General features: G+C 71.1%; 20 protein-coding genes and 1 rRNA gene. 16 read left to right on the top strand and 5 right to left on the bottom strand.

The features are described 5' to 3' along the window. The 10 genes from rrf to ACIPJ2_RS17815 all read left to right on the top strand — a co-directional run. A 5S ribosomal RNA gene (rrf, locus tag ACIPJ2_RS17860) occupies positions 1 to 94 on the top strand; the annotation flags it as partial. A 1243-nt stretch (positions 95 to 1337) separates the two neighbouring features. Continuing rightward, positions 1338 to 2168 carry a hypothetical protein gene (locus ACIPJ2_RS17855; protein WP_281265742.1) on the top strand — a complete coding sequence of 277 codons (831 nt, stop codon included), beginning with the start codon at positions 1338 to 1340 and terminating at the stop codon, positions 2166 to 2168. A gap of 31 nt (positions 2169 to 2199) precedes the next feature. Beyond that, positions 2200 to 3174, top strand: a complete 975-nt coding sequence (locus tag ACIPJ2_RS17850; RefSeq protein ID WP_402729966.1) for an HAD-IIA family hydrolase — start codon at positions 2200 to 2202, stop codon at positions 3172 to 3174. 10 nt (positions 3175 to 3184) lie between these two features. Then, positions 3185 to 3364, top strand: coding sequence for a hypothetical protein (locus ACIPJ2_RS17845; protein WP_402729959.1), 180 nt, complete (start codon positions 3185 to 3187; stop codon positions 3362 to 3364). Further along, positions 3357 to 4193, top strand: a complete 837-nt coding sequence (locus ACIPJ2_RS17840) for a TlyA family RNA methyltransferase (RefSeq protein ID WP_402729958.1) — start codon at positions 3357 to 3359, stop codon at positions 4191 to 4193. Before ACIPJ2_RS17845 ends, ACIPJ2_RS17840 begins: the two co-directional genes overlap by 8 nt. Next, positions 4190 to 5116: an NAD kinase gene (locus tag ACIPJ2_RS17835; RefSeq protein WP_281265739.1), complete on the top strand. Its 927-nt coding sequence runs from the start codon at positions 4190 to 4192 to the stop codon at positions 5114 to 5116. Before ACIPJ2_RS17840 ends, ACIPJ2_RS17835 begins: the two co-directional genes overlap by 4 nt. Then, positions 5113 to 6804 (top strand): DNA repair protein RecN, encoded by a 1692-nt coding sequence (gene recN / locus ACIPJ2_RS17830; protein WP_402729957.1) that lies wholly within the window; start codon positions 5113 to 5115, stop codon positions 6802 to 6804. Before ACIPJ2_RS17835 ends, recN begins: the two co-directional genes overlap by 4 nt. A 121-nt stretch (positions 6805 to 6925) precedes the next feature. After that, complete coding sequence (locus ACIPJ2_RS17825) at positions 6926 to 8641, top strand: CTP synthase (protein ID WP_402729956.1); 1716 nt, start codon at positions 6926 to 6928, stop codon at positions 8639 to 8641. Positions 8642 to 8827: 186 nt separating this feature from the next. Beyond that, complete coding sequence (locus ACIPJ2_RS17820) at positions 8828 to 9397, top strand: NUDIX domain-containing protein (protein ID WP_402729955.1); 570 nt, start codon at positions 8828 to 8830, stop codon at positions 9395 to 9397. Positions 9398 to 9406: 9 nt separating this feature from the next. Beyond that, complete coding sequence (locus tag ACIPJ2_RS17815; protein WP_402729954.1) at positions 9407 to 10381, top strand: site-specific tyrosine recombinase XerD; 975 nt, start codon at positions 9407 to 9409, stop codon at positions 10379 to 10381. Between the two features lie 175 nt (positions 10382 to 10556). On the opposite strand, the gene ACIPJ2_RS17810 is transcribed toward ACIPJ2_RS17815, so the two are convergent. Together ACIPJ2_RS17810 and ACIPJ2_RS17805 are read right to left on the bottom strand one after the other, a co-directional pair. Continuing rightward, entirely contained in the window at positions 10557 to 11006 is a 450-nt protein-coding gene (locus ACIPJ2_RS17810; RefSeq protein ID WP_402729953.1) for a DUF2510 domain-containing protein, read from the bottom strand. Between the two features lie 98 nt (positions 11007 to 11104). After that, a complete protein-coding gene (locus ACIPJ2_RS17805) occupies positions 11105 to 12142 on the bottom strand; it encodes an LLM class flavin-dependent oxidoreductase (RefSeq protein WP_402729952.1) in 1038 nt (345 codons plus the stop codon). Positions 12143 to 12192: 50 nt separating this feature from the next. Here ACIPJ2_RS17805 and ACIPJ2_RS17800 point away from each other — a divergent pair, with 50 nt between their 5' ends. Together ACIPJ2_RS17800 and ACIPJ2_RS17795 are read left to right on the top strand one after the other, a co-directional pair. Then, a complete protein-coding gene (locus ACIPJ2_RS17800; protein ID WP_402729951.1) occupies positions 12193 to 12525 on the top strand; it encodes a TraR/DksA family transcriptional regulator in 333 nt (110 codons plus the stop codon). Between the two features lie 79 nt (positions 12526 to 12604). Further along, positions 12605 to 13036 carry a TIGR02611 family protein gene (locus tag ACIPJ2_RS17795; RefSeq protein ID WP_402729950.1) on the top strand — a complete coding sequence of 144 codons (432 nt, stop codon included), beginning with the start codon at positions 12605 to 12607 and terminating at the stop codon, positions 13034 to 13036. Between the two features lie 239 nt (positions 13037 to 13275). Here ACIPJ2_RS17795 and ACIPJ2_RS17790 read toward each other — a convergent pair whose 3' ends face one another. Continuing rightward, positions 13276 to 14535 carry an MFS transporter gene (locus ACIPJ2_RS17790; RefSeq protein ID WP_402729949.1) on the bottom strand — a complete coding sequence of 420 codons (1260 nt, stop codon included), beginning with the start codon at positions 14533 to 14535 and terminating at the stop codon, positions 13276 to 13278. A gap of 100 nt (positions 14536 to 14635) precedes the next feature. Here ACIPJ2_RS17790 and ACIPJ2_RS17785 point away from each other — a divergent pair, with 100 nt between their 5' ends. Beyond that, complete coding sequence (locus ACIPJ2_RS17785; RefSeq protein WP_402729948.1) at positions 14636 to 15001, top strand: ArsR/SmtB family transcription factor; 366 nt, start codon at positions 14636 to 14638, stop codon at positions 14999 to 15001. After that, positions 14998 to 16548 (top strand): methyltransferase, encoded by a 1551-nt coding sequence (locus tag ACIPJ2_RS17780; RefSeq protein ID WP_402729947.1) that lies wholly within the window; start codon positions 14998 to 15000, stop codon positions 16546 to 16548. Before ACIPJ2_RS17785 ends, ACIPJ2_RS17780 begins: the two co-directional genes overlap by 4 nt. Positions 16549 to 16587: 39 nt before the next feature. On the opposite strand, the gene ACIPJ2_RS17775 is transcribed toward ACIPJ2_RS17780, so the two are convergent. After that, positions 16588 to 17451, bottom strand: coding sequence for an NAD-dependent epimerase/dehydratase family protein (locus ACIPJ2_RS17775; RefSeq protein ID WP_402729946.1), 864 nt, complete (start codon positions 17449 to 17451; stop codon positions 16588 to 16590). A 100-nt stretch (positions 17452 to 17551) separates the two neighbouring features. Then, positions 17552 to 18142 (bottom strand): TetR/AcrR family transcriptional regulator, encoded by a 591-nt coding sequence (locus tag ACIPJ2_RS17770; protein WP_402729945.1) that lies wholly within the window; start codon positions 18140 to 18142, stop codon positions 17552 to 17554. 131 nt (positions 18143 to 18273) lie between these two features. Here ACIPJ2_RS17770 and ACIPJ2_RS17765 point away from each other — a divergent pair, with 131 nt between their 5' ends. Both ACIPJ2_RS17765 and ACIPJ2_RS17760 read left to right on the top strand, forming a co-directional pair. Next, positions 18274 to 19542, top strand: a complete 1269-nt coding sequence (locus tag ACIPJ2_RS17765; protein WP_281265725.1) for an MFS transporter — start codon at positions 18274 to 18276, stop codon at positions 19540 to 19542. 38 nt (positions 19543 to 19580) lie between these two features. Beyond that, positions 19581 to 22064, top strand: coding sequence for a glycoside hydrolase family 3 C-terminal domain-containing protein (locus ACIPJ2_RS17760; RefSeq protein WP_402729944.1), 2484 nt, complete (start codon positions 19581 to 19583; stop codon positions 22062 to 22064). Positions 22065 to 22160 lie beyond the last annotated feature (96 nt).

Below are 22160 nucleotides of genomic sequence, written 5' to 3'. Positions count from 1 at the left end.
AACGCCCGGTCACATTCCGAACCCGGAAGCTAAGCCTCTCAGCGCCGATGGTACTGCAAGGGGGACCTTGTGGGAGAGTAGGACGCCGCCGGACTCAACGTAAGAAGATGTGGCCATCGGCCCTCCATCGAGAACTCGCAGGGGAGACCCTCGTTCTCGTGGAGGCCGGTGGCCATTTCTGTTTTTGCCGTGCACTCGACGGCTCGACGCCGGGCCCGGTTCGTGATGGACTGGGGTCGCTCGAGGCCAGGGACGGCGCACAAACACAACGACACAGCGGACGACAGCCGGCGCGAGAGCTTCGGCACGCAACGAGGAGCACAACGGTGGCGAACGACGACGAACGGCGGAACGACCGCGACGACGAGCGTGGCGGACGCCCGCCCCGAGACGGCGACCGATCCCCGCGTCGCGATGGCGCTCCTCGCCGTGACGACCGCGGTGGCAGCCGTGGCGGATGGTCGTCCGGGCCTCGTGAGTTCGAGCGCCGTGAAGGCGACCGGCGTGATCGACCGCAGCGCGATGGTGACCGCCCCTTCCGTGGTGATCGGGGACCGCGCGACAGCACGAGCGGCCGTGGCTTCCGCGATGGTGGTCAGCGTTCCGATCGTCCGGCGTGGCGGGGTGACCGCGACTCCTCGGAGCGACCGCCGCGTACCGGCGGGCCCCGTGGGGATCGTCCGTTCAACTCGGATCGTCCGCGTCGTGACGGGGATCGTCGGTTCAACTCGGATCGTCCGCGTCGTGACGGGGATCGTCCGTTCAACTCCGACCGTCCCCGCCGTGACGGTGACCGTCCTTTCCGTGGCGGCAGCGATCGTCCGCGGCGCGACGGGGATCGTCCGTACAACTCGGATCGTCCGCGTCGTGACGGGGATCGTCCGTTCAACTCGGATCGTCCGCGTCGTGATGGAGATCGTCCGTTCAACTCGGATCGTCCTCGTCGTGATGGAGATCGTCCGTTCAACTCCGACCGTCCTCGTCGTGATGGAGATCGTCCGTTCAACTCCGACCGTCCCCGTCGTGATGGAGATCGTCCGTTCAACTCCGACCGTCCCCGCCGTGACGGCGACCGGCCGTTCCGTGGCGGCAGCGATCGTCCGCGTCGCGACGGGGACCGTCCGTTCAACTCGGATCGTCCCCGCCGCGACGGGGACCGTCCCGAGCGCGGACAGTTCGGCGGCCGCGGGGGCGACGAGCGTCGACGCTTCGGCGACGGCACCCGTGGTCCGGGCGCCCGTTTCGGCGAGGCAGCACGCGACGACTTCGAGGACCGCGACCCGTACGGCACGAAGTCGATCCGCCCGCGTCACGAGGACCCGGAGATCCCCGAGGACGTGCAGGCGCGTGACCTCCACCCGCAGGCCCGCGCGGAGCTGAAGACCCTCAGCAAGGACAACGCCGACTGGGTTGCGCGGCACCTCGTGACGGCGGCGCTGCTCGTGGACGAGGATCCCGAGCTCGCGAACCAGCACGCGCTGAGTGCTGCACGCCGTGCCGGTCGTGTGGCGGTGGTCCGTGAGACCGCTGCGATCACGGCCTACCGACTCGGTGACTTCGGCACGGCGCTGCGCGAGCTGCGGACGTACCGTCGGATCTCCGGGCGCAACGACCAGCTGCCGATGATGGTCGACTGCGAGCGTGGCCTCGGCCGTCCAGAGCGTGCGCTGGAGCTGGGCCGTTCAACGGACCGTGCGTCGCTCGAGCCGGGCGTCCAGGTCGAGCTCGCGATCGCCATGTCCGGCGCGCGGATCGACCTCGGGAATCCCACAGCTGCCCTCGGCGAGCTGGAGATTCCACAGCTCGACCCGTCGACGGCGTACAGCTGGTCGCCCGCGCTCTACAGTGCTTACGCGGCCACGCTCGAGGAGCTCGGCCGCCAGGACGAGGCCGACGAGTGGTGGGCCCGTGTCGACCGCGCGGCGGAGGCCCTCGCGGAAGCCGCCGATGAAGACTCTTGGGAGACAGTTGATGTGGTCGAGGAAGCGTTCGAAGTCGAAGAACTCGGAGACGAGCCCGAGCGACTCGATGGACCCGTCGACGACGAGCCCGGAGAGCCCGACCAGCTCGAGCCCCTCGACGAGCCCGCAGCGGACGAGCCCGACGACGACCTCGGGGAGATCGACGACGACAACCCCCGCGACGTCGACGGCTCCGCAGCCGACTGACACCCCGCGTCCACCGACGGACGGCGTCGACCTGGTCCTCACCGACCTCGACGGCGTCGTCTACCGCGGGCGGAACGCGATCCCGCACGCGGTCGAGTCGCTGACGCGGGCGTCGCTCACGGCTCGGGTCGGGTACATCACGAACAACGCCTCCCGTCGGCCGTCCGACGTCGCCGAGCACCTCGAGCGCTACGGGCTCGAGGTCACGCCCGACGACGTCGTCACGAGCTCACAGGCCGGTGTCCGGCTCCTGTCGACGCTCGTCCCCGAGGGCTCCACGGTCCTCGTGATCGGCGGCATCGGACTGACGAGCATCGTCGAGCAGGCCGGGTTCACCGTGACGTCGAGCGCCGAGGACTCCCCGGCGGCCGTCATCCAGGGCTTCTCGCCCGACCTCGGGTGGCAGCAGCTGGCCGAGGCCTCGTTCGCGCTCGCGGACCCGGAGGTCCCATGGGTCGCGACGAACATGGACTGGTCGATCCCGGTCGAACGGGGCATCGCTCCCGGCAACGGCACGCTCGTGGCAGCGGTCCACCAGGCCGTCGGGCGGATGCCGGTCGTCGCCGGCAAGCCCGAGCGACCGATCTTCGACGCCGCCCTCGCCCGGTTCGGTGGCGAGCGTCCACTGTTCATCGGGGATCGACTCGACACCGACATCAAGGGTGCGAACGACGCCGGCATCCCGAGCGTGCTCGTGCTCACCGGCATCGACCAGGCGAAGCAGGTGCTCGCGGCTGATCAGCGCTCGCGTCCGACGTTCGTCCTGCAGGACCTCCGTGGGCTCTCGGAGCCCTACCCGGTGACCCACCGGCACGAAGCCGAGGACGGCACCCGGTTCGTGAGCGTCGGTGACGCCACCGTCCGGATGCGCCAGCACGTGGTCCGGGTGGAGCGGGCAGGAGCGGACCCCATGGACCTGCTGCGCGCCGGCGCGACCGCGATCTGGGACTCCGGGTTGGCGATCTACGGGCTCGACGTCGACCCCCAGCTCTACGGCGGCGAGTAGCGTTGAGGTCGTGTCGAACGACTCCGCGGAACCACAGCACGACGAGCAGGAGCAGCCGTCCGTGACCGACGTCGCGCGCCGTGCACGTGCGGCTGAGGACCTCCCACTGCCGGATCGCGCCGATGCCTTCTCCGGCCTGCACGACGAGCTGCGCACGCGGCTCGAGAGCGGTGGCACCGCGAGTGCCTGACCCCGACGTGTCGACCCAGACCGTGTCCGTTCCCGCGCGCCTGGACGCGACCGTGGCCGCTCGTGGGCTCGCCAAGTCCCGGACCGCTGCCGCCAAGCTCATCCAGGGCGGCCGTGTCAGCGTCGACGGCACTGCGGTCGTCAAGCCGTCGACCCCGGTGCTCCCGGAAGCGGCGATCGTGGTGGACGCCGGGGACGAGTGGGTCTCCCGCGCTGCACTGAAGCTCGTCGGAGCGCTCGACACGTTCGGCGTCGACCCGAGCGGTCGTGTGGCGCTCGACGTGGGTGCGAGCACGGGTGGGTTCACGCAGGTGCTCCTCGCCCGCGATGCCCGCCGGGTGGTGGCGCTCGACGTCGGGCACGGACAGCTCGACCCCGTCGTCGCGATGGACGACCGCGTCGCCGTGGTCGAAGGGCTGAACGCGCGGAACCTCACCGCTGACGACTACCTGGCGCTCGACGCCTCCGCGTCGCAGACCAGCCTCGTGGTCGGGGACCTGTCGTTCATCAGCCTCCGGATCGTGCTCCCGGCACTCGTCGCATCCGTGCCCGCTGACGAGTTCGTCCTGCTGGTGAAGCCGCAGTTCGAGGTCGGCCGTGGCGGTGTCCGTGAAGGCATCGTGCACGACGCCGACCTCCGGAACGACGCACTGATGAACGTCCTGTGGGCGGCGTGGGACCTCGGTCTCGGGACCTCGGGGCTCGCAGCGTCCCCGATCATCGGCACCCACGGCAACCACGAGTACCTCGCGCGTCTCCAGCGGGGCGCAGGGTCGAATCCGACAGAATGGATCGACCGGGCGACGGAACTGGCGGAAGGAACCCCATGAGCGACGAACGGCACATCCTGCTCGTGTCGCACACGGGTCGGCGCGACTCGATCGACGCCGCGGTCGAGGTCTGCGACCTCCTGCACGCGGCCGGTCTCGTCCCGGTGATGCCCTTTGACGAGTACGCCGACATCCGCCGTGCCGAAGCGTCCGTCGGCCAGGTCGACATCCTCGGTGTCGACGTGCAGGCCCAGGACCTCGAGATCGTCATCGTCCTCGGCGGCGACGGCACGATCCTCCGCGCGGCCGAGCTCGTGCGCGGGACCGGCACGCCCCTCGTCGGTGTGAACCTCGGCCACGTCGGCTTCCTCGCCGAGAGTGAGCGCGACGGCCTCTCCGAGACGGTCGAGCGCGCCCTGTCCGGTGAGTACCACGTCGAGGAACGCGTGGCCCTGCAGGTCGACGTCGTCGTCGGGCACGAGGTCGTCTACTCGTCGTGGGCCCTGAACGAGGCCACCATCGAGAAGGCCTCCCGCGAGCGCATGCTCGAGGTCGTCACCGAGGTGGACGGACGTCCGCTGTCCTCGTTCGGCTGCGACGGCGTCGTCATCTCCACGCCGACCGGTTCGACGGCGTACTCCTTCTCCGGCGGCGGTCCGATCGTCTGGCCGGACGTTGACGCGCTCATCATGGTGCCGCTGAGCGCCCATGCGCTCTTCTCGAAGCCGATCGTCGTCGGACCCGATTGCGTGCTCGCCGTCGAGGTGCTCCGGCGGACGAGCGGCGTCGGCGTGCTCTGGTGCGACGGCCGACGCACCCACGACCTCCCCCCTGGAGCGCGCATCGAGGTCAGCCGGTCGCCGGAACCGGTCCGGGTCGCACGGCTCAAGGACGCCCCGTTCACGGACCGCTTGGTGGCGAAGTTCCAGTTGCCAGTCGCCGGGTGGCGCGGGCCGCAGCACGACGACGAGGACCGCCTGTGATCCAGGAGATCTCCATCAACGACCTCGGGGTCATCGGTGACGCGACCCTCGAGCTCGGCCCCGGGTTCACCGTCGTCACGGGTGAGACCGGTGCCGGCAAGACGATGATCGTCACGGCACTCGGGCTGCTGCTCGGCGCGCGGGCGGACGCGGGCTCGGTCCGTCGGGGTGCGTCGAGCGCCGTCGTCGAGGGCCGCTGGGACATCCCGGACCACGCCACGGTCGCGGAGCGCGTCGAGGACGCCGGGGGAGCGGTCGAGGACGGCGAGTTGATCCTGACCCGCACGGTCTCGGCCGAGGGGCGCAGCCGCGCCACGGTCGGCGGACGCGGGGCACCGGTCGCGGTGCTCGGTGAACTCGCGGACCAACTCGTCACGGTGCACGGGCAGTCCGACCAGATCCGCCTGACCTCGTCGACCGCGCAGCGCGCTGCCCTGGACGGCTTCGGTGGCGCGGCGGTCGAGAAGGCCCTCGGCAGGTACGTCGCCGCGTACGACACGTGGCAGCAGCACGCCGCCGACCTCGAGACGCTCACGCGCGACCAGGACGACCGGTTGGCCGAAGCCGCTCGTCTGCGCGAGGCCTCCGACGAGATCGAGGCGGCGGATCCGCAGCCCGGCGAGGACGCCGAGCTCCAGGAGCGTTCGGACCGCCTCGGGAACCTCGAGGAACTGCGCCTGTCCGCGGGCCTCGCACACGAAGCCATCTCGTCCGAATCTCTCGACGGCACCGACGTCATCGGCCTGGTCGAGGCCGCTCGCCGTGCAGTCGAGCGGGTGGCCGGCGCGGACAGCACGCTGCAGCCGGTGCTCGAACAGCTCACGGAGCTGGGCATCCAGGCGAGCGAGGCATCCGCCAGCCTGTCGAGCTACCTCGGTTCGCTCGAACCCGACGCGGGGCACGACCTCGAGCTCATCAACGAGCGCCGAGCACTCCTTGCCGGGCTCACGCGCAAGTACGGCGAGACGATCGACGACGTCATCGCGTTCGGCCAGCGAGCGAGCGATCGGCTCCTCGAGCTCGACGGCGACGACGACCGGATCGTCGCCCTGCAGGAAGCGGTCGCGCAGGACGAGCAGGCCCTCGAACAGGCGGCGACGACCCTGACCCAGGCACGCACGAAGGCGGCAGCAGACCTCGCGAAGCGGGTGACGACGGAGCTGAAGACCCTCGCGATGGCCGGTGCGACGCTCGTGGTCGAGGTCACCGACGCCGGCGAGTACCGGCGGCACGGGCGCGATCAGGTCGCGATCCTGCTGCAGCCGCACTCGGGGACGGACCCGCGGCCGATCGGCAAAGGCGCGTCGGGCGGCGAGCTCTCCCGCGTCATGCTCGCGATCGAGGTCGTCATGGCCGGGTCGACGACGGTCCCCACCTTCGTGTTCGACGAGGTCGACGCCGGTGTCGGTGGCGCCGCGGCGATCGAGATCGGTCGGCGCCTGGCGAAGCTCGCCGAGCGCACGCAGGTCATCGTCGTCACCCACTTGGCCCAGGTCGCGGCGTTCGCGACGAACCACCTCAACGTCGTGAAGGACGCCAGCGGCGCGGTGACGTCGTCGAGCGTCCGGCGGCTCGAGGGGGACGAGCGGCTGCAGGAGATGGCTCGTCTGCTCTCCGGGCTCGGCGACAGCGCGAGCGGCATGGAGCACGCGCGCGAGCTGCTCGACGTCGCCGCCCAGTCCGCCTGACGGACGCACGCCGTCGTGGCGGGCGCGAGCCGGGCCGTGGACCCGGCCACGCGCCCGGGCGACACGCGCCAGGCGAACGCGGGTCGCGCCTCCCGGCAGTTCTGACGTACGATGGAACCCCGTGGCGGACACTTTCAGCAGCGGTACCCAGGCAAACTCCCCGACCCCGAAGGTGACGAAGCAGATCTTCGTGACCGGCGGGGTCGTCTCGTCTCTCGGCAAGGGCCTGACGGCGGCCAGCCTCGGCAACCTGCTCACGGCACGCGGCCTCAAGGTCGTCATGCAGAAGCTCGACCCGTACCTCAACGTGGACCCGGGCACGATGAACCCGTTCCAGCACGGCGAGGTCTTCGTGACCGACGACGGCGCCGAGACGGACCTCGACATCGGGCACTACGAGCGCTTCCTCGACATCAACCTGTCGCAGTCGGCCAACGTCACGACCGGGCAGGTCTACTCGACGGTCATCGCCAAGGAGCGTCGCGGCGAGTACCTCGGCGACACCGTGCAGGTGATCCCGCACATCACCGACGAGATCAAGCGACGGATGCGCGAGCAGGCGTCGAACGACCCGCAGCCCGACGTCATCATCACCGAGGTCGGCGGCACGGTCGGCGACATCGAGTCCCAGCCCTTCATCGAGTCGGCGCGTCAGGTGCGGCACGAGCTCGGCCGCAACAACGTGTTCTTCGTGCACGTCTCGCTCGTGCCGTTCATGAACGCATCGGGTGAGCAGAAGACCAAGCCGACGCAGCACTCCGTCGCCGCGCTCCGCTCGATCGGCATCCAGCCCGACGCACTCGTGCTCCGCAGCGACCGGCCCGTCTCGGACTCGAACAAGCGCAAGATCGCGCTGATGTGCGACGTCGACGAGGACGCCGTGGTGAACGCGGTCGACGTCCCGTCGATCTACGACCTCCCGACGCTCCTCAACACGCAGGGGCTCGACCGGGTCATCGTCGACGCACTGCACCTCGAGGCGAACGAGGTCGACTGGACCTCGTGGAACCCGGTGCTCCGCGCCGTGCACGAGCCGAAGAAGGACGTCACCATCGCCCTGGTCGGCAAGTACATCGACCTGCCCGACGCGTACCTGTCCGTCACCGAGGCGCTCCGTGCCGGTGGCTTCGCGCACAACGCGAAGGTCACGCTGAAGTGGGTCGTCTCGGACGACTGCACCACGCCAGAGGGCGCGGCGAAGCAGCTCGGCGACGTCGACGGCATCTGCGTCCCCGGCGGGTTCGGCGTGCGCGGCATCGAGGGCAAGCTCGGTGCGCTGAAGTTCGCGCGCGAGAACCACATCCCCACGCTCGGCCTGTGCCTCGGCCTGCAGTGCATGGTCATCGAGTACGCCCGACACGAGGCCGGCCTGCACGACGCGTCGAGCTCCGAGTTCGACCCGGAGACCCCGACCCCGGTCATCGCCACGATGGCGGAGCAGGTGGACATCATCGCCGGCGGCGACATGGGCGGCACGATGCGGCTCGGCCTCTACCCGGCGACGTTCACGTCCGGGTCGCTCGCGGAGTCGCTGTACGGCGCGCCGGAAGCGTCCGAGCGGCACCGTCACCGCTACGAGGTGAACAACAAGTACCGCCAGCAGATCGCGGACGCCGGCCTGGTGTTCTCGGGCACCTCGCCCGACGGCAACCTGGTCGAGTACGTCGAGCTGGACCGTGCGCAGCACCCGTTCTACATCGGCACGCAGGCGCACCCGGAGCTGCGGTCGCGTCCGAACCACGCGCACCCGCTGTTCGCGGGGCTCGTCGAGGCGGCGATCGCGCGCAACGAGTCGACCCGGCTCTTCGACCCGGAGAGCGAGCAGGTCGCGTCGTAACGCACCCACGATCGGACGGGCGCGTCCCGCTCAGCAGTGACGCGCCAGCGGCACGCGGGGCGCGCCGACCGAGCCTGCGAGGGAGGGGTGCCAGCTGGCACGGTGCCTCCAGTCCGTCTGTGGCCGGGCGTCGAACACGGAACGGGTTCGTCCGGCGGTCATGACGGACGCTGGTTGGATGGACGGGTGACCGACGCACCCATCTCCGACGAGCCAGCATCCTTCGACGTGACCGACTCGACCCTCGTGTACGACGGCGCCGTCTGGGACGTCCGGCGTGACACCGTGGCGTACGGCGACGGCAGCATGGTGCGTGAGTACATCGACCACACCGGGGCCGTCGCGGTCTACGCCGAGGACGACGAGGGCCGCGTGCTCGTCATCCAGCAGTACCGTCACCCCGTGCACCTGCGCGACTGGGAGCTGCCGGCCGGGCTGCTCGACATCTCCGGTGAGGACGAGCTCGTCGCCGCGCAGCGGGAGCTCGCGGAGGAAGCCGACGTCGAGGCCGACGACTGGGAGCCCCTGGTGCGGTACAACACCTCTGCTGGCGGCAGCAACGAGTTCATCCAGATCTACCGGGCACGCGGTGTCCGAGCGACGGCGTCGGCGTTCGACCGCTCCGACGAGGAAGCGGACATCGTGAAGCGCTGGGTGCCGCGGTCGGAGATCATCGCGGGGATCCTCGAGGGGCGACTGCGGAACTCGGCGCTCATCGTGGCGGCGCTCGCCGTGGACGCGGCGTCGCGCCGGTAGCCTTCGAGGATGGTCTCGCTCGCTGCCGCCACCGAGACGTACCTGCGGCACGTCGCGATCGAGCGGGGCCTGTCGCAGCACACGCTGTCGGCGTACCGGCGGGACCTCGCGACGTTCGCCACGTGGGTCGGCACCCAGCCGGTGGTCGACTCCGAGGGAGCCGACCGGGCCGGGGGCGCGTCGGTCGTCGACGACGTCGCTCGACTGACGCGAGCGGATCTCGCGGGGTTCGTTTCGCATCTGGCCACGCGAGCAGCATCGCCGCTGGCGCCACGGTCCGTCGCCCGCATGCTCAGTTCTGTGCGGTCCTTCGCGACGTTCGCCGCTGGGGAGGGATGGCTGCCACTCGACCCCGGCGCGTCCGTCCGCCCACCGAAGGCCCCGATGCGGCTCCCGAAGGCGATCTCGGTCGACGACATGGACCGGCTGCTGCAGGCCGTCGACGGTGACGATCCCGTACAGCTGCGCGACCGGGCGCTCCTGGAACTCCTGTACGCCACCGGGGCGCGCATCTCCGAGGCCGTCGGGCTCTCGGTCGACGACGTGACGGACGACCCGGACGGGACCGGGGTCTCGGTCGTGAAGGTCACCGGCAAGGGGAACAAGCAGCGGATCGTGCCGCTCGGCAGCTACGCGCGGGCCGCGATCGATGCGTACCTGGTCCGTGCGCGACCGGTCTTCGCCGCGCGGGGGCCGTCGACGCCGGCGCTCTTCCTCGGGGCCCGCGGGGCACGGCTGTCACGGCAGAGCGCGTGGCTCGTGATCCAGGCCGCGGCCGACCGGGCGGACCTGTCCGCCCACGTGTCGCCGCACACGTTCCGGCACTCGTTCGCGACGCACCTGCTCGAGGGTGGGGCGGACGTCCGGGTGGTGCAGGAGCTCCTCGGGCACGCGAGCGTGGCGACGACGCAGATCTACACGATGGTCACGGCGGACATGCTGCGGGACGTGTACCAGACGGCGCACCCACGCGCGCGGCGGTAGGCGGGGTGCGGCGGCGCGTCCCGTCGGCCGATCGCACGCGCCGCCCGTCCCGTCGGCCGATCGAGTGCGCAGAAAAGGGGTTCTGCGGGGAAGTCGTCCCCCGTCTTCTGCGCACTCGATCGCCAGGGCGACGGGCGCGAGCGAGCCGGGAGCGCGGGAGAGGGACGGCGCGGGATCAGGTCACCGGGAAGTGGACGTCGGCGGCGATGATGCCCGTCGCGACGGCGAGGACCAGCGCTGACGCCGCCAGGCTCCGAGCGAGGACCCGCCACCGGCCCGTCGCACCGGGGCGGACGATCCCGATCGCGCCCGCGACCACAGCGAACACGCTGAAGACGCCGTAGGGGTTCAGCAGCAGGGACGCGCCGGCGAGCAGCACCGCGGAGATCGTGAACGCGCAGAGCTTCCGGGACGTGCTCGCGCCGTACGCCCACGCACGGTGTTCGACGGCGCCGGTCCGCACCGAGAAGGCCGGGCCCGTCGGCGCCACCACGATCGGCAGCACCGGCTCGACGTGCCGAGTCGGGACCGCGCGCGTCGCCTCACCCCAGGCGTGGCCGTCCCACCAACGGAGACGACCGGCATCCCGGGGGTCCGGGAACCAGCCAGCGGCCGGCAGCGTCACGAGGTGCTCCTGAGAACGGGGGATGGTGCGCTCCGACGCTACGTGCCGCCGTGCGCGCCCCCCAGTCCCAACCCGGGTGTCGGCAGGAAGGGGGACGCCTATGCGTGCGCCGGCGCGGCGTCCACCTCGGCGAAGACGCCCTTCACCGCCGCGAGGAGCCGGGCGTTGAAGTCCACGCCGAGCTGGTTCGGCACGGTGACGAGCACGGTGTCGGCAGCGTGGACCGCCTGGTCCGCCGCGAGCTCCTCGACGAGCGACTCCGGAGACCCGATGTAGGACCGTCCGAAGCGGGCGAGCCCACCGTCGAGGTACCCGACCTGGTCGGCACCCTCGACCTGCGCGCGCACGCCGAAGTAGTGCCGGGACTCGTCGTCGATGATCGGGATGATGCTGCGCGACACGGAGACCCGGGGCTCACGGTCCCAGCCCGATTCGGCCCAGACCCGCCGGAAGCGCTCGATCTGCTCGGCCTGCAGCTCGTCGAACGGCACGCCGGTGTCCTCGGTCAAGAGCGTCGACGACATCAGGTTCATGCCCTGCTCGGCGGTCCACTCGGCGGTGGCGCGGGTTCCGGCACCCCACCAGATGCGGTCGGGGAGCGTGTCGGACAGCGGGAACACCGGCAACGACCCCGCGGCACCCGTCATCTGCGGGTTCGCGTTCGCCATCGGCTCGCCAGCGATCGCGCGGCGGAACACGCTCGTGTGCGCACGGGCGAGGTCGGCGCCGTTCGGGTCCGAGGCGTCGGGCACGTACCCGAACTGCTGGTAACCGGCCTGAGCGGTCTCGGGTGATCCCCGCGAGACGCCGAGCTGCAGGCGCCCGCCGGAGATCAGGTCGGTCGCTGCCGCCTCCTCCGCCATGTAGAGCGGGTTCTCGTAGCGCATGTCGATCACGCCGGTGCCGATCTCGATGCGGCTCGTCTTCGCGGCGATGGCGGAGAGCAGCGGGAACGGTGCGGCCTGCTGCGGGGCGAAGTGGTGCACGCGGAAGTACGCGCCGTCGACGCCCGCTTCCTCGGCCGCCACCGCGAGGTCGATCGCCTGCACGAGGGCCTCGCGGCCGCTGCGCACCTTCGATCCGGGGACGTCACGCCAGTGTCCGAACGACAGGAACCCGATCTTGGTCATGTCCATGCGAACGCATTCGAGAGGTCGCGCATTCCGTCGGACTAGGTTCGGGGGGCATGGACGATCCACGTGCGGCACTGAGCGCGGAGCGAGCGCGGGCGACGAAGCTCATCGCCGACGTCGAGCGGAGCATGCGCGACGTCAGCGACGCCCGCGACGGTGCGAACACGGACGACGAGCACGACCCCGAGGGAGCGACGCTGGCCTGGGAGCGAGGGTCGCTCGGCGCGGTCCGCGACGACGCACGGCGCCGCATCGAACAGGTCGACGCAGCGCTTGCGCGGCTGGACAAGGGGACCTACGGGACGTGCGTCGTCGGCGGCGAACCGATCCCGGAGGCACGACTGGCGGCAGTCCCGTGGGCTGCGACCTGCGTCGCGCACGCATGACGAGCCTCCCGTCCGATTGCCGGGCGTCCGCGCACCGCGCGCGCCGCGGATTCCCAGCCGCGCGCCCTACCGTTTCGGCATGGACGGCGACCCGAACCACCGACCCGCGGAAGCGGACTCCGGTGAGTCCGCGCTCCGACACCGCTTCCGCTGGTTCCACCAAGCCCGCGAGTGGATCCACGCCCGGCCGCACCTGCACCTCTTCTACAAGGTGCTCGTCGGCATCGTCGGCGGGCTGGTCGTCATCATCGGGCTGATCCTCGTGCCGTTGCCCGGGCCCGGGTGGCTCGTGGTGTTCATCGGCCTGACGATCCTGGCGAGCGAGTTCCACTTCTTCCACAAGATCATCACGTGGCTCAAGGCGCAGCTGCACCGGTTCTGGGACTGGGCGAAGGCGCACGGGCCGCAGTGGCTCCGGAACATCGCCGACCGCGGGAAGGCCGACGTCGACGCAGCGCACGACGACGCACACCGGAGCATCGGCCGGCGCCCCGCTCGTCCCGGGCACTGAGTTCCTAGCGCTTCTGACCCGGCGCTTCTGACCCGGCGCTTGTGACCCGGCGCTTCTGACCCGGCGCTTGTGACCCGGCGCTTCTGACCCGGCGTTTCTGACCCACAACGTGTGCGATGGGAAGCGGAATCGCGCGTAGGAGGTCGACAATCCGGGCCACCTACGCGCGATTCGACCTCCTACGCGCGAATCGACCCGCCGCCACAGCGGCAGCGCAGCAGCGGCACCGGCCGGGCGGCTCAGTCCGCGGCGGGGGCGGGGCACGCCTGCACGCGGACCGAGCCCGTCGCGATGCGCTCGGACGCCTGCTCCTCGACCTCGGCGGCGTCGCGCGACACGAGCTGCAGCACGAGGGCGACCGCCGCGGCGAGCACGATGAACGCGCCGTACCCGGCGATGACGGGCACGAGTCCGACGGTCGGCTCGAGCAGCCCGCCGATGACCGCGGGGACACCGAACGCCAGGTAGCTCACGACGTAGATCGTGGAGAGCAGCCCGGCGCGGTGCGTGGGCGCGGCGGTGGCGAGCAGCATCCGGAGCGGCGCCTGGAAGCCGGCGCCGAAGCCGACCCCGGCGATCGCACTGCCGACGACGAGCCCCGGCAGGGAGTGTGCGACGACGAACGCGACGGTGACGACCGGTCCGAGGACCAGTGCGACGAGCCCGATGAGCACGCCGATGCGGGTGTCGAGCCGCTGGATCGCCAACCCGGTGAGCGCTCCGACGCCGGTGACGACGGCGATGAGTGCTCCGGCCGCGAAGTGGTTCGTGATCCCGAACACCGCCCCGAGCGCCGACGGCACGAGCGACAGGAACATCCCGCCGAGCGCCCAGCTGGCGATGAGCGAGCCGGCGACGCCACGGAACAGGCGGCGCGAGGACCGCGGCACGGAGATCGTCGGACGGAGGGAGCGGAGGGCTCCCGGACGGCGGGTGACCCGCTCCGGGACGACCACGAGCGCGATCACCATGAGGACGAGGAGCACCCCGAAGAGCACGTAGACGAGCTGTTCCGGCGCCGGACCCCACTCGACGAGTGCACCGCTCGACAGGGCTCCGGTGGCGAGGGCGATCGGTGGGATCACACCGTTCAGGACGCCGGCGAGGGACGGGTGCGCCTCGAGCGAGTTGTCGATCAGCGCAGCACCGAGGGCACCGATGAGCAGCCCGACGGAGACACCCTGCACGATGCGGTCGACGATCAGCGCGCCGAGGCCGTCCGCGATCGAGAACAGCCCGAGCGAGAGTGCGACGCCGAGCCCACCGACGACGAGCACCGGCTTCCGCCCGACGTGGTCGGACAGGCGGCCGGCGACGAGCAGGCTGGTGAGGAGCCCCGCGACGTAGATCGCGAACACCCCGGTGAGCATGAGCGGCGTCAGGTGCCACTCCGCCGCGTACACGGGGTAGATCGGCGACGGCACGGCGGACGACGCGACCGAGACGAGCAGCATGGCCGCGAGGATCCAGAACCCGGCGACCGAGCGAGCTGACTGCATGGGTGCCCCTTCGATGACGAACAGTACGAGGAAAGTCGTACCGCACTCCGCTGTACGACGCAAGTCGTACTGGGAGGTGAACGGTGGTAGCGTCCCGTCCATGCCCGAGCGCACCGTTGCCCCCGAACGGCTCCCGCAGCCGACGGTGGCCGAGATGGACCTCCCCGTCGTGATGGACGCCCTGTCGGACCCGATCCGCCTGGCGATCCTGCACCGGTACCTCGTCGACGCCGCCGGTGGGATCCGCAGCTGCGGCTGGGTCGGCATCGACCGGCCGAAGTCGACGCTGACGCACCACTTCCGCGTCCTGCGCGAGGCCGGCCTGCTCGAGCAGCACCAGGAAGGACTCACCCGCAGCAGCCGCGCGCGCGTCGAGGACGTGCAGCAGCGGTTCCCCGGACTCCTCGACCTGGTCCTCGACTGGCAGGTGCCCGCTGCCCTGATGCGCGACGAGGTCCCCGCGTGACCGCTGGCACCCACACGCTGCCCACCATCGTCGCCGACGCGGCCGTCACCACGGCGCTCGCCGCGGACCTCGACGCCGCCGGGTTCTCCGTCGAGGGCGTCGACGCGCTCTGGGGGGTCGACGCCGCGGCCGCGCTGCACCGTGGGAACCGCGTTGCCGCCGTCCGTGCGCTCGACGCCCGTCCGACGACGCCGCTGACGACGCTCGCGATGCTCTTCGTCCTCGGGCTCCCCGTGCCGCGCACCGACGCCGAGCAGGCGTTCCCGACGGCCGGGCTCGATGCGGTCGTGTCCGCCGGCTTGCTCCGTGTCGACGACGACCGCGCGCACCCGACGGTGGACCTCCGCCCGTACGCGTTCGTCGACGACGCCGGCGCCGGCAGCTGGTGGATCGTCTCCGACCTCGGGGAGCTCGCCCTCGGCAGCGCGCTCGACGAGGAACACGTGCTCGGCATCGGCGGGGCCACCACCACGCTGAGCGGCCTGCAGGTGCCCGTGCCCGTCCACCGGGTGCTCGACCTCGGGACCGGCTGCGGCATCCAGGCCATGCACGCCAGGCGCTTCGCCGACGAGGTCGTCGCCACCGACATCTCCCGCCGCGCCCTGGACATCGCACGGTTCAACGCGCAGCTGAACGGCATCGACGGCATCGACTTCCGCTTCGGGTCGCTGTTCGAGCCCGTCGTCGGAGAGCGCTTCGACCGCATCGTGTCGAATCCGCCGTTCGTCATCACCCCACGCACCGAAGGCGTCCCGTCCTACGAGTACCGCGACGGCGGGATGGTCGGCGACGCCCTCGTCGAGACGGTCCTCCGTGGCCTGGCCGAGCACCTCGAACCCGGCGGGACCGCGCAGCTGCTCGGCAACTGGGAGTACCACTGGGGCGTCGACGGGCTCGACCGCGTCCGCGCCTGGTTCGAGGGGACCGACCTCGACGCATGGGTGGTCGAGCGCGAGCGGCAGGACCCGAACGCCTACGCCGAGACCTGGATCCGCGACGGCGGGACGAAGCCGGGCACGGCCGCGTTCGACCAGCTGGTCGGCGCGTGGCTCGACGACTTCCGGGAGCGCAGGGTCACCGGCGTCGGCTTCGGCTACGTCGTGGTCCGCAGGGCGCGGACAGGAGGCTCGGTGCAGCTCCGGCGCTTCGAGCGCGTCCCCGAGACGCTCGGCTCCAACCCAGCGGGGCTCGGCGCCACGGTGGCCCGCGTCCTCGACGCGGCCGCCTGGCTGGCAGCGCACGACGACGTCGCACTCGCGGCCGCGCACCTGACGGTCGCCGGCGACGTCACCGAGGAGCGGTACTACTGGCCGGGCAACGACGACCCCACGGTCATGACGCTCGTGCAGGGCGGCGGGTTCGGCCGGCGGGTCGACGCGGACACGGCGCTCGCCGCGTTCGTGGGCGCGTGCGACGGCGAACTCTCCGTCGCGGCGATCATCGGTGCGCTCGCGCAGATCACGGGCGTCGACGAGCAGGTGCTCGCCGCCGACCTGCTGCCGGCCGCCCGTGACCTGGTGCTCGACGGGCTGCTCACCCCGGCCTGACGCGGCCCGATGTGATGCAGCCCGCCGTGCCGGTGCTGCTCAGGACCGGTGGTCGCGCCAGCTGTGCTGCGGGTCGTAGCCGAGGAGCTCGCGGGCCTTCTCCGACGACAGCAGCGAGCTGACGCCGTCGATGTCCGCACGACGCTCGATGTCCGGCACGTACCGTTCGACGAGCTCGATGGTCGGAGTGTCCATCACGGTGTCGGGGCTCGCGATGACGAACGCCTCGAAGCCGGTCAGGTCCGCCTCGAGCGCCTTGCGCACGGCCTGGGCACCGTCGCGGGAGTCGATGTAGGACCACAGGTTGAACGTCTTCGCCTCGGGGGTGGCGTCCCACGGGTACGACGGGTAGTCGGTCTCGTCCATGACGTTCGAGAACCGCAGGCCGATCATCTTCAGCGTCGGGTCCCAACGGGTGAAGTGCCGCGCCATCTCCTCCTCCACGGCCTTGCCGAGCGAGTACGAGGACTGCGGGCGCACCGGGAACTCCTCGTCCACGGGCAGGTAGGGCGGGTGGTGCTCGCCCATCGGGATGCCGAGCAGAGTCTCGCTCGACGCCCACACCACGTTCGTGATCTTCGCGGCACGGGCGGCGTGGAAGACGTTGATCGAGGCGGTCACGTTGTTCGTGATGAGCGCGACGTCGGGGACCTGCCCGGGAGCCGGCACCGCCGCGAGGTGCACGACGGCGTCGACGTGGTCGTACCGGTCGTCGATGCCGAGCAGGGCGTTCAGCACCTGCCCGTAGTCGGTGAGGTCGATCCGCACGAACTGCACGCGCTCGGGCTTGTCAGGAGACGGGACGCGGTCGAGGAGGACCACGTCGTACCCGTGTTCGTCGAGGTCACGCACCACCGCTCGTCCGAGCTTGCCGCTGCCGCCGGTCACCACTACGCGCGTCATCGCGCCTCCGCTCATCGTCGAGTCGTGCTGTCGGTGTCCATCCTGCACTGCCGGGTCCGCCGCAACCAGGCACCAGCGGTACCTGTCCGCGGAGCGCGTGTCAGACGGAGGGGACCGCCTGGGCCACCGCCAGGCGCACGACGAGCTCGACGTGTGCGGCCATGTCGTGCGAGGGATCGAACAGCCACTGGATCTGCATGCCGTCGGACACCGCGAGCAGCACGCTCGTCAGCTCCTCGACCTCGACGTCGGCGCGGAGCCGGCCGTCCTGCTGCATCGCCCGGAAGTCCGCGGCCATCGTGCGTCGGGAGTTCTCGTAGCGCTGCCGGAAGTACTCGTGCGCCGGGTGGTCCGGGTCGGTCGCAGCCGCGGCGGAGAGGTTCACGAACATCTGGACGAGCCCCGGGACCTCCGCGTTGTGCCGGACGATCGCGGCGAGGAGCTCACCGGGGTCGTTCGCGTGCCAGTCTGCCGCGTTGTCGATCTCGTCGCGGCGCCGGAGGATCTCGACCCAGAGCTCGTCCTTCGAGTCGAAGTAGTGCAGCAGCCCGGCCTGCGTCAGCCCGACCGCGTCGGCGATGTCCTTGATGCTCGTGCGCCGGAACCCCTGCTGAGCGACGAGGTCCAGGGCGACGGTGAGGATCTCCTCGCGCTTCGCGATGCCCTTCGCGTACGAACCCCGTCGTGTCATGGCGAGACTGTACCGCTCCTGGGCGATCCCGGAAAACCTAGCGTCAATAGGTTTTGGTGGTACGGTGGCACGAGCCGCCGACGAAGGCGTGCGAGTCGCCGACGCCGGCGGCGCACCCGATGGAGGTTGCAGTGGCGAACGATGCCCTGACCGTTTCCGACACCCCGACCGCAGTCGCACCCACGCGCGGTCGAGGCAGCTCGCTCATGTACACGCTCGGCATGCCGATCGCGATGCTCGGCCTGTACATCGCCCTCCTCCCACCCGTGCTGGTGGCGATGGCGCTGAAGGTCGCGGAGATCGCGCCGGACGACCAGGCGGGCGTGCTCGGCCTGGCGCTCGGCGTCGGTGCGTTCGCGGCGATGGTCGCCAACCCCCTGGCCGGTCGCTTCAGCGACCGCACGGCCGGGAGGCTCGGCATGCGTCGTCCGTGGATCATCGGTGGCACCGTGGTCGGGTTCGCAGGCCTCGTGGTCGTCGCGACGACGTCGTCCACCGTGGTCCTGGTGCTCGCCTGGGGCGTCACGCAGATCGCGTACAACGCCACGATCGCGGCGCTGACCGCCGTCATGCCGGACCACGTCACGCGGTCCCAGCGCGGACGGGTCGCGGCGCTGCTCGGGCTCTCGCAGAACCTCGCGCTGGTCGGCGGCACGTTCCTCGTGCAGCTCTTCTCGACGTCGGCGACGCAGATGATCGTCCCCGGGGCCATCGGGTCGGCCGTGGTCGTCCTCTACGCGCTGCTCTTCCGCGACCGCGTGCTCACCGAGCGGCCGTCGACGCGCCTCGGCATCGGGCAGCTCTTCGGGTCGTTCGTGTTCAACCCCGTGAAGCACCCCGACCTCGGCTGGGCCTGGCTCACCCGGTTCATGATGGTCGCCGCGCAGTACACCGCCGTGAGCTACCTCACGTACTTCCTCCGCGACGACATCGGGGTCGAGCCCGCCCACGTCGCGAACGCCGTCTTCCAGGGCACGCTCTGGAACGTCGTCGGCATCGTCCTCACCTCGCTCATCGCCGGGTGGTTGTCCGACAGGCTCGGGCGCCGCAAGCTCTTCGTGGCGGTCGCCGGGATCGTCGGCGTCGTCGGCCTCGTGCTCATCGCCACCGCGCCGTCGCTCGGCACGGTGCTGGTCGGCGAGTTCGTGATGGGTGCCGGCATGGGCGTCTTCTACGCCGTCGACCTCGCGCTGATCACGGACGTGCTGCCGTCCGACGAGGACAATGCGAAGGACCTCGGCGTCGTGAACATCGCGCAGGCCCTGCCCCAGTCGATCGTGCCGGCGGCGGCCCCGGGCGTGATCGCCCTGACCGGCGGGTACAGCGGCTTCTTCATCACCGGCGCGGTCGTCGGACTGCTCGGGATCGCCTCGGTCTCGCGCATCCGCGGTGTCCGCTGACCGACCCCTCCTGGCTCTGAACGAAAGGAACGACCATCGTGACCACCGTGAACGACGTGAGCACAGCCTCCGGCGCGGCCCCGCTGGACGAGCGCATCGGCGCGCTCGTCGACCAGCTGACCACCGAGGAGAAGGTGCAGCTGCTGACCGGACGAGACTTCTGGACGACCTGGCCGATCGAGAAGATCGGGCTGCGGCGCATCCTGATGTCGGACGGCCCCTCCGGGGTCCGTGGCGAGGTGTGGGACGAGCGCGACCCGTCGCTGAACCTGCCGTCCGCCACCGCCCTGAGCGCGTCGTGGGACCGTGCGATCGCGAAGCGCTACGGCGCCGCCGCTGCCGTCGAGGCCCGCCGCAAGGGCGTCGACGTCGTCCTCGGCCCGACCATCAACCTGCACCGCTCGCCCCTCGGCGGTCGGCACTTCGAGGCGTTCAGCGAGGACCCGGTGCTCACCGGCGACCTCGCCGCGTCGTACGTCGAGGGCGTGCAGGAGAACGGCGTCGCCGCGACCCCGAAGCACTACATCGCGAACGACTACGAGACCGACCGCTTCACCGCGTCGACCGAGGTGTCCGACCGCGCGCTCCGCGAGCTCTACCTGCTCGCGTTCGAGAAGGCCGTGACCGAGGCGCACGCCTGGGCGATCATGTCGTCGTACAACTCGATCAACGGCGTCACCGCATCCGAGAACGAGCTGCTCGAGACACCGCTGAACTCCGAGTGGGGCTTCGACGGCATCGTGGTGTCCGACTGGACCGGCGTCCGCTCGGTCGACTCGGCGAAGGCGTCGCAGGACGTCGCGATGCCCGGACCGAACCAGTGGTGGAGCGAGGGGCCGTTGCTGGCCGCGGTCGAGTCCGGCGAGGTCCCGATCGAGGCGATCGACCGCAAGGTCCGTCGCATCCTGACCCTCGCCGCCCGCGTCGGAGCGCTGTCCGGGTTCGATGCCGTCGCGGCGGAGCCCGTGCACGTCGAGGACGGCATCGCGTTCGTCCGTGAGGCCGAGGCCGAGGCCGAGGGGACCGTCCTCGTCCGGAACACCGGGATCCTTCCGCTCGATGCGCCCGCGCTCGCCCGGATCGCCGTCATCGGCCACAACGCCGACCAGGCCCGCACGCAGGGTGGCGGCTCGGCCACGGTCGTGCCGTCGCAGGTCGTCTCGCCGCTCGACGGCATCCGCGCGGCGTTCCCGTCCGCGACCGTCGACTACGCGATCGGCGCCGTCGTGCAGGAGGGCATCGCGGAGTTCCCGCTGTCCACGATCACGAACCCGGCCACCGGGCAGCCAGGCGCGCGCGTGGCGTTCGTGCGCGACGGATCCGAGCTGTACGTGGAGGACCGCCGCGCGACGGCGCTCTTCTGGTTCGGCGGCGACGCCCCCACGCGCGAGGCCGACCGGCTCGACATCACCACGACCTACACGGCACCGACGACCGGCACCGTCCGGATCGGCATCGGCGCTGCTGGTCGATCGCGGATGTGGATCGACGGGTCGCTCGTCCTGGACGAGGACGTGCCGTTCGAGGGCGATCAGCTCGGCGCGGCGTTCCTCAACCCGCCGGCACGCTCCGTGCCCGTCTCGGTGACGGCCGGCCAGCAGGTCGCGATCCGCATCGAGTACGACGTCATCCAGGACGAGGCGCTGGGCGGGGTGCTCGCGTACCAGTTCGGCACCGAGCCCTCCGACGAGGACCCGTCGGTGCTCATCGCCTCCGCCGTCGATGCCGCTCGTGGCGCCGACGTCGCCGTGGTCGTGGTGGGGACGAACTCCAAGGTCGAGTCCGAGGGCTACGACCGCTCCTCCCTGTCGCTCCCCGGGCACCAGGACGAACTCGTCGCCGCCGTCGCCGCCGTGAACCCGAACACGATCGTGCTCGTCAACGCCGGCTCCCCGGTCGAGATGCCGTGGCGGAACGACGTCGCCGCGGTCCTCCTCACCTGGTTCGGCGGGCAGGAGTACGGGAACGCGGTCGCCGACGTCCTCACGGGGGCGACGGAGCCGGGCGGGCGCCTGCCCACGACGTGGCCGGTCGCCATGTCCGACGTCCCCGTGCTCGACGTCACGCCGGTCGACGGTGTCGTCCGCTACGACGAGGGCGTGCACATCGGCTACCGGGCCTGGCTTCGCGCCGGGGTACAGCCCGCGTACCCGTTCGGCCACGGTCTGGGGTACACGACTTGGACGATCGACGGCGTCACCGCGACGCCGACCGTGCGCGAGGGCGACGCGGTGATAGTGACCGCGACCGTCGCGAACACCGGATCGCGTGCCGGCAAGCACGTCGTGCAGGTCTACGCCTCGCGGGAGACGTCCGCGGTCGACCGTCCGGTTCGCTGGCTCGTGGGGTTCGCCCCGGTGCGCCTGGGAGCGGGGGAGTCCACCGAGGTGTCGATCGAGGTGCCGGCGAGGGCGTTTGCGCACTGGGACGGCGCGTGGGTGTACGAGCCGGGCACCTTCACCCTGCACGTCGGCGCGTCGGTCGCAGATGCGGCCGGGACGGTGGCCCTCGAACTGGAGTGAGTCCGATCGCATCCGGTTTCCGCGCACCGGTCAGGTGTGTTCAGTAGCATGGAACGAGCGTCAGGCGGCTGGTTACCGTCGACGCGCGCACCGACA

This window comes from Curtobacterium sp. NPDC090217, assembly GCF_044746705.1.
In the GTDB taxonomy this organism is placed as follows: Bacteria; Actinomycetota; Actinomycetes; order Actinomycetales; family Microbacteriaceae; genus Curtobacterium.
This window is presented reverse-complemented; position numbering and strand designations above follow the sequence as displayed.

Excerpts from the sequence above, each read along its gene's own strand:
- ACIPJ2_RS17785 (WP_402729948.1), top strand. The coding sequence starts at position 14,636 with ATGCCCGAGCGCACCGTTGCCCCCGAACGGCTCCCGCAGCCGACGGTG.
- ACIPJ2_RS17815 (WP_402729954.1), top strand. The coding sequence starts at position 9,407 with ATGGTCTCGCTCGCTGCCGCCACCGAGACGTACCTGCGGCACGTCGCG.
- ACIPJ2_RS17790 (WP_402729949.1), bottom strand. The coding sequence starts at position 14,535 with ATGCAGTCAGCTCGCTCGGTCGCCGGGTTCTGGATCCTCGCGGCCATG.
- ACIPJ2_RS17805 (WP_402729952.1), bottom strand. The coding sequence starts at position 12,142 with ATGGACATGACCAAGATCGGGTTCCTGTCGTTCGGACACTGGCGTGAC.
- ACIPJ2_RS17795 (WP_402729950.1), top strand. The coding sequence starts at position 12,605 with ATGGACGGCGACCCGAACCACCGACCCGCGGAAGCGGACTCCGGTGAG.
- ACIPJ2_RS17800 (WP_402729951.1), top strand. The coding sequence starts at position 12,193 with ATGGACGATCCACGTGCGGCACTGAGCGCGGAGCGAGCGCGGGCGACG.
- ACIPJ2_RS17835 (WP_281265739.1), top strand. The coding sequence starts at position 4,190 with ATGAGCGACGAACGGCACATCCTGCTCGTGTCGCACACGGGTCGGCGC.
- ACIPJ2_RS17770 (WP_402729945.1), bottom strand. The coding sequence starts at position 18,142 with ATGACACGACGGGGTTCGTACGCGAAGGGCATCGCGAAGCGCGAGGAG.
- ACIPJ2_RS17775 (WP_402729946.1), bottom strand. The coding sequence starts at position 17,451 with ATGACGCGCGTAGTGGTGACCGGCGGCAGCGGCAAGCTCGGACGAGCG.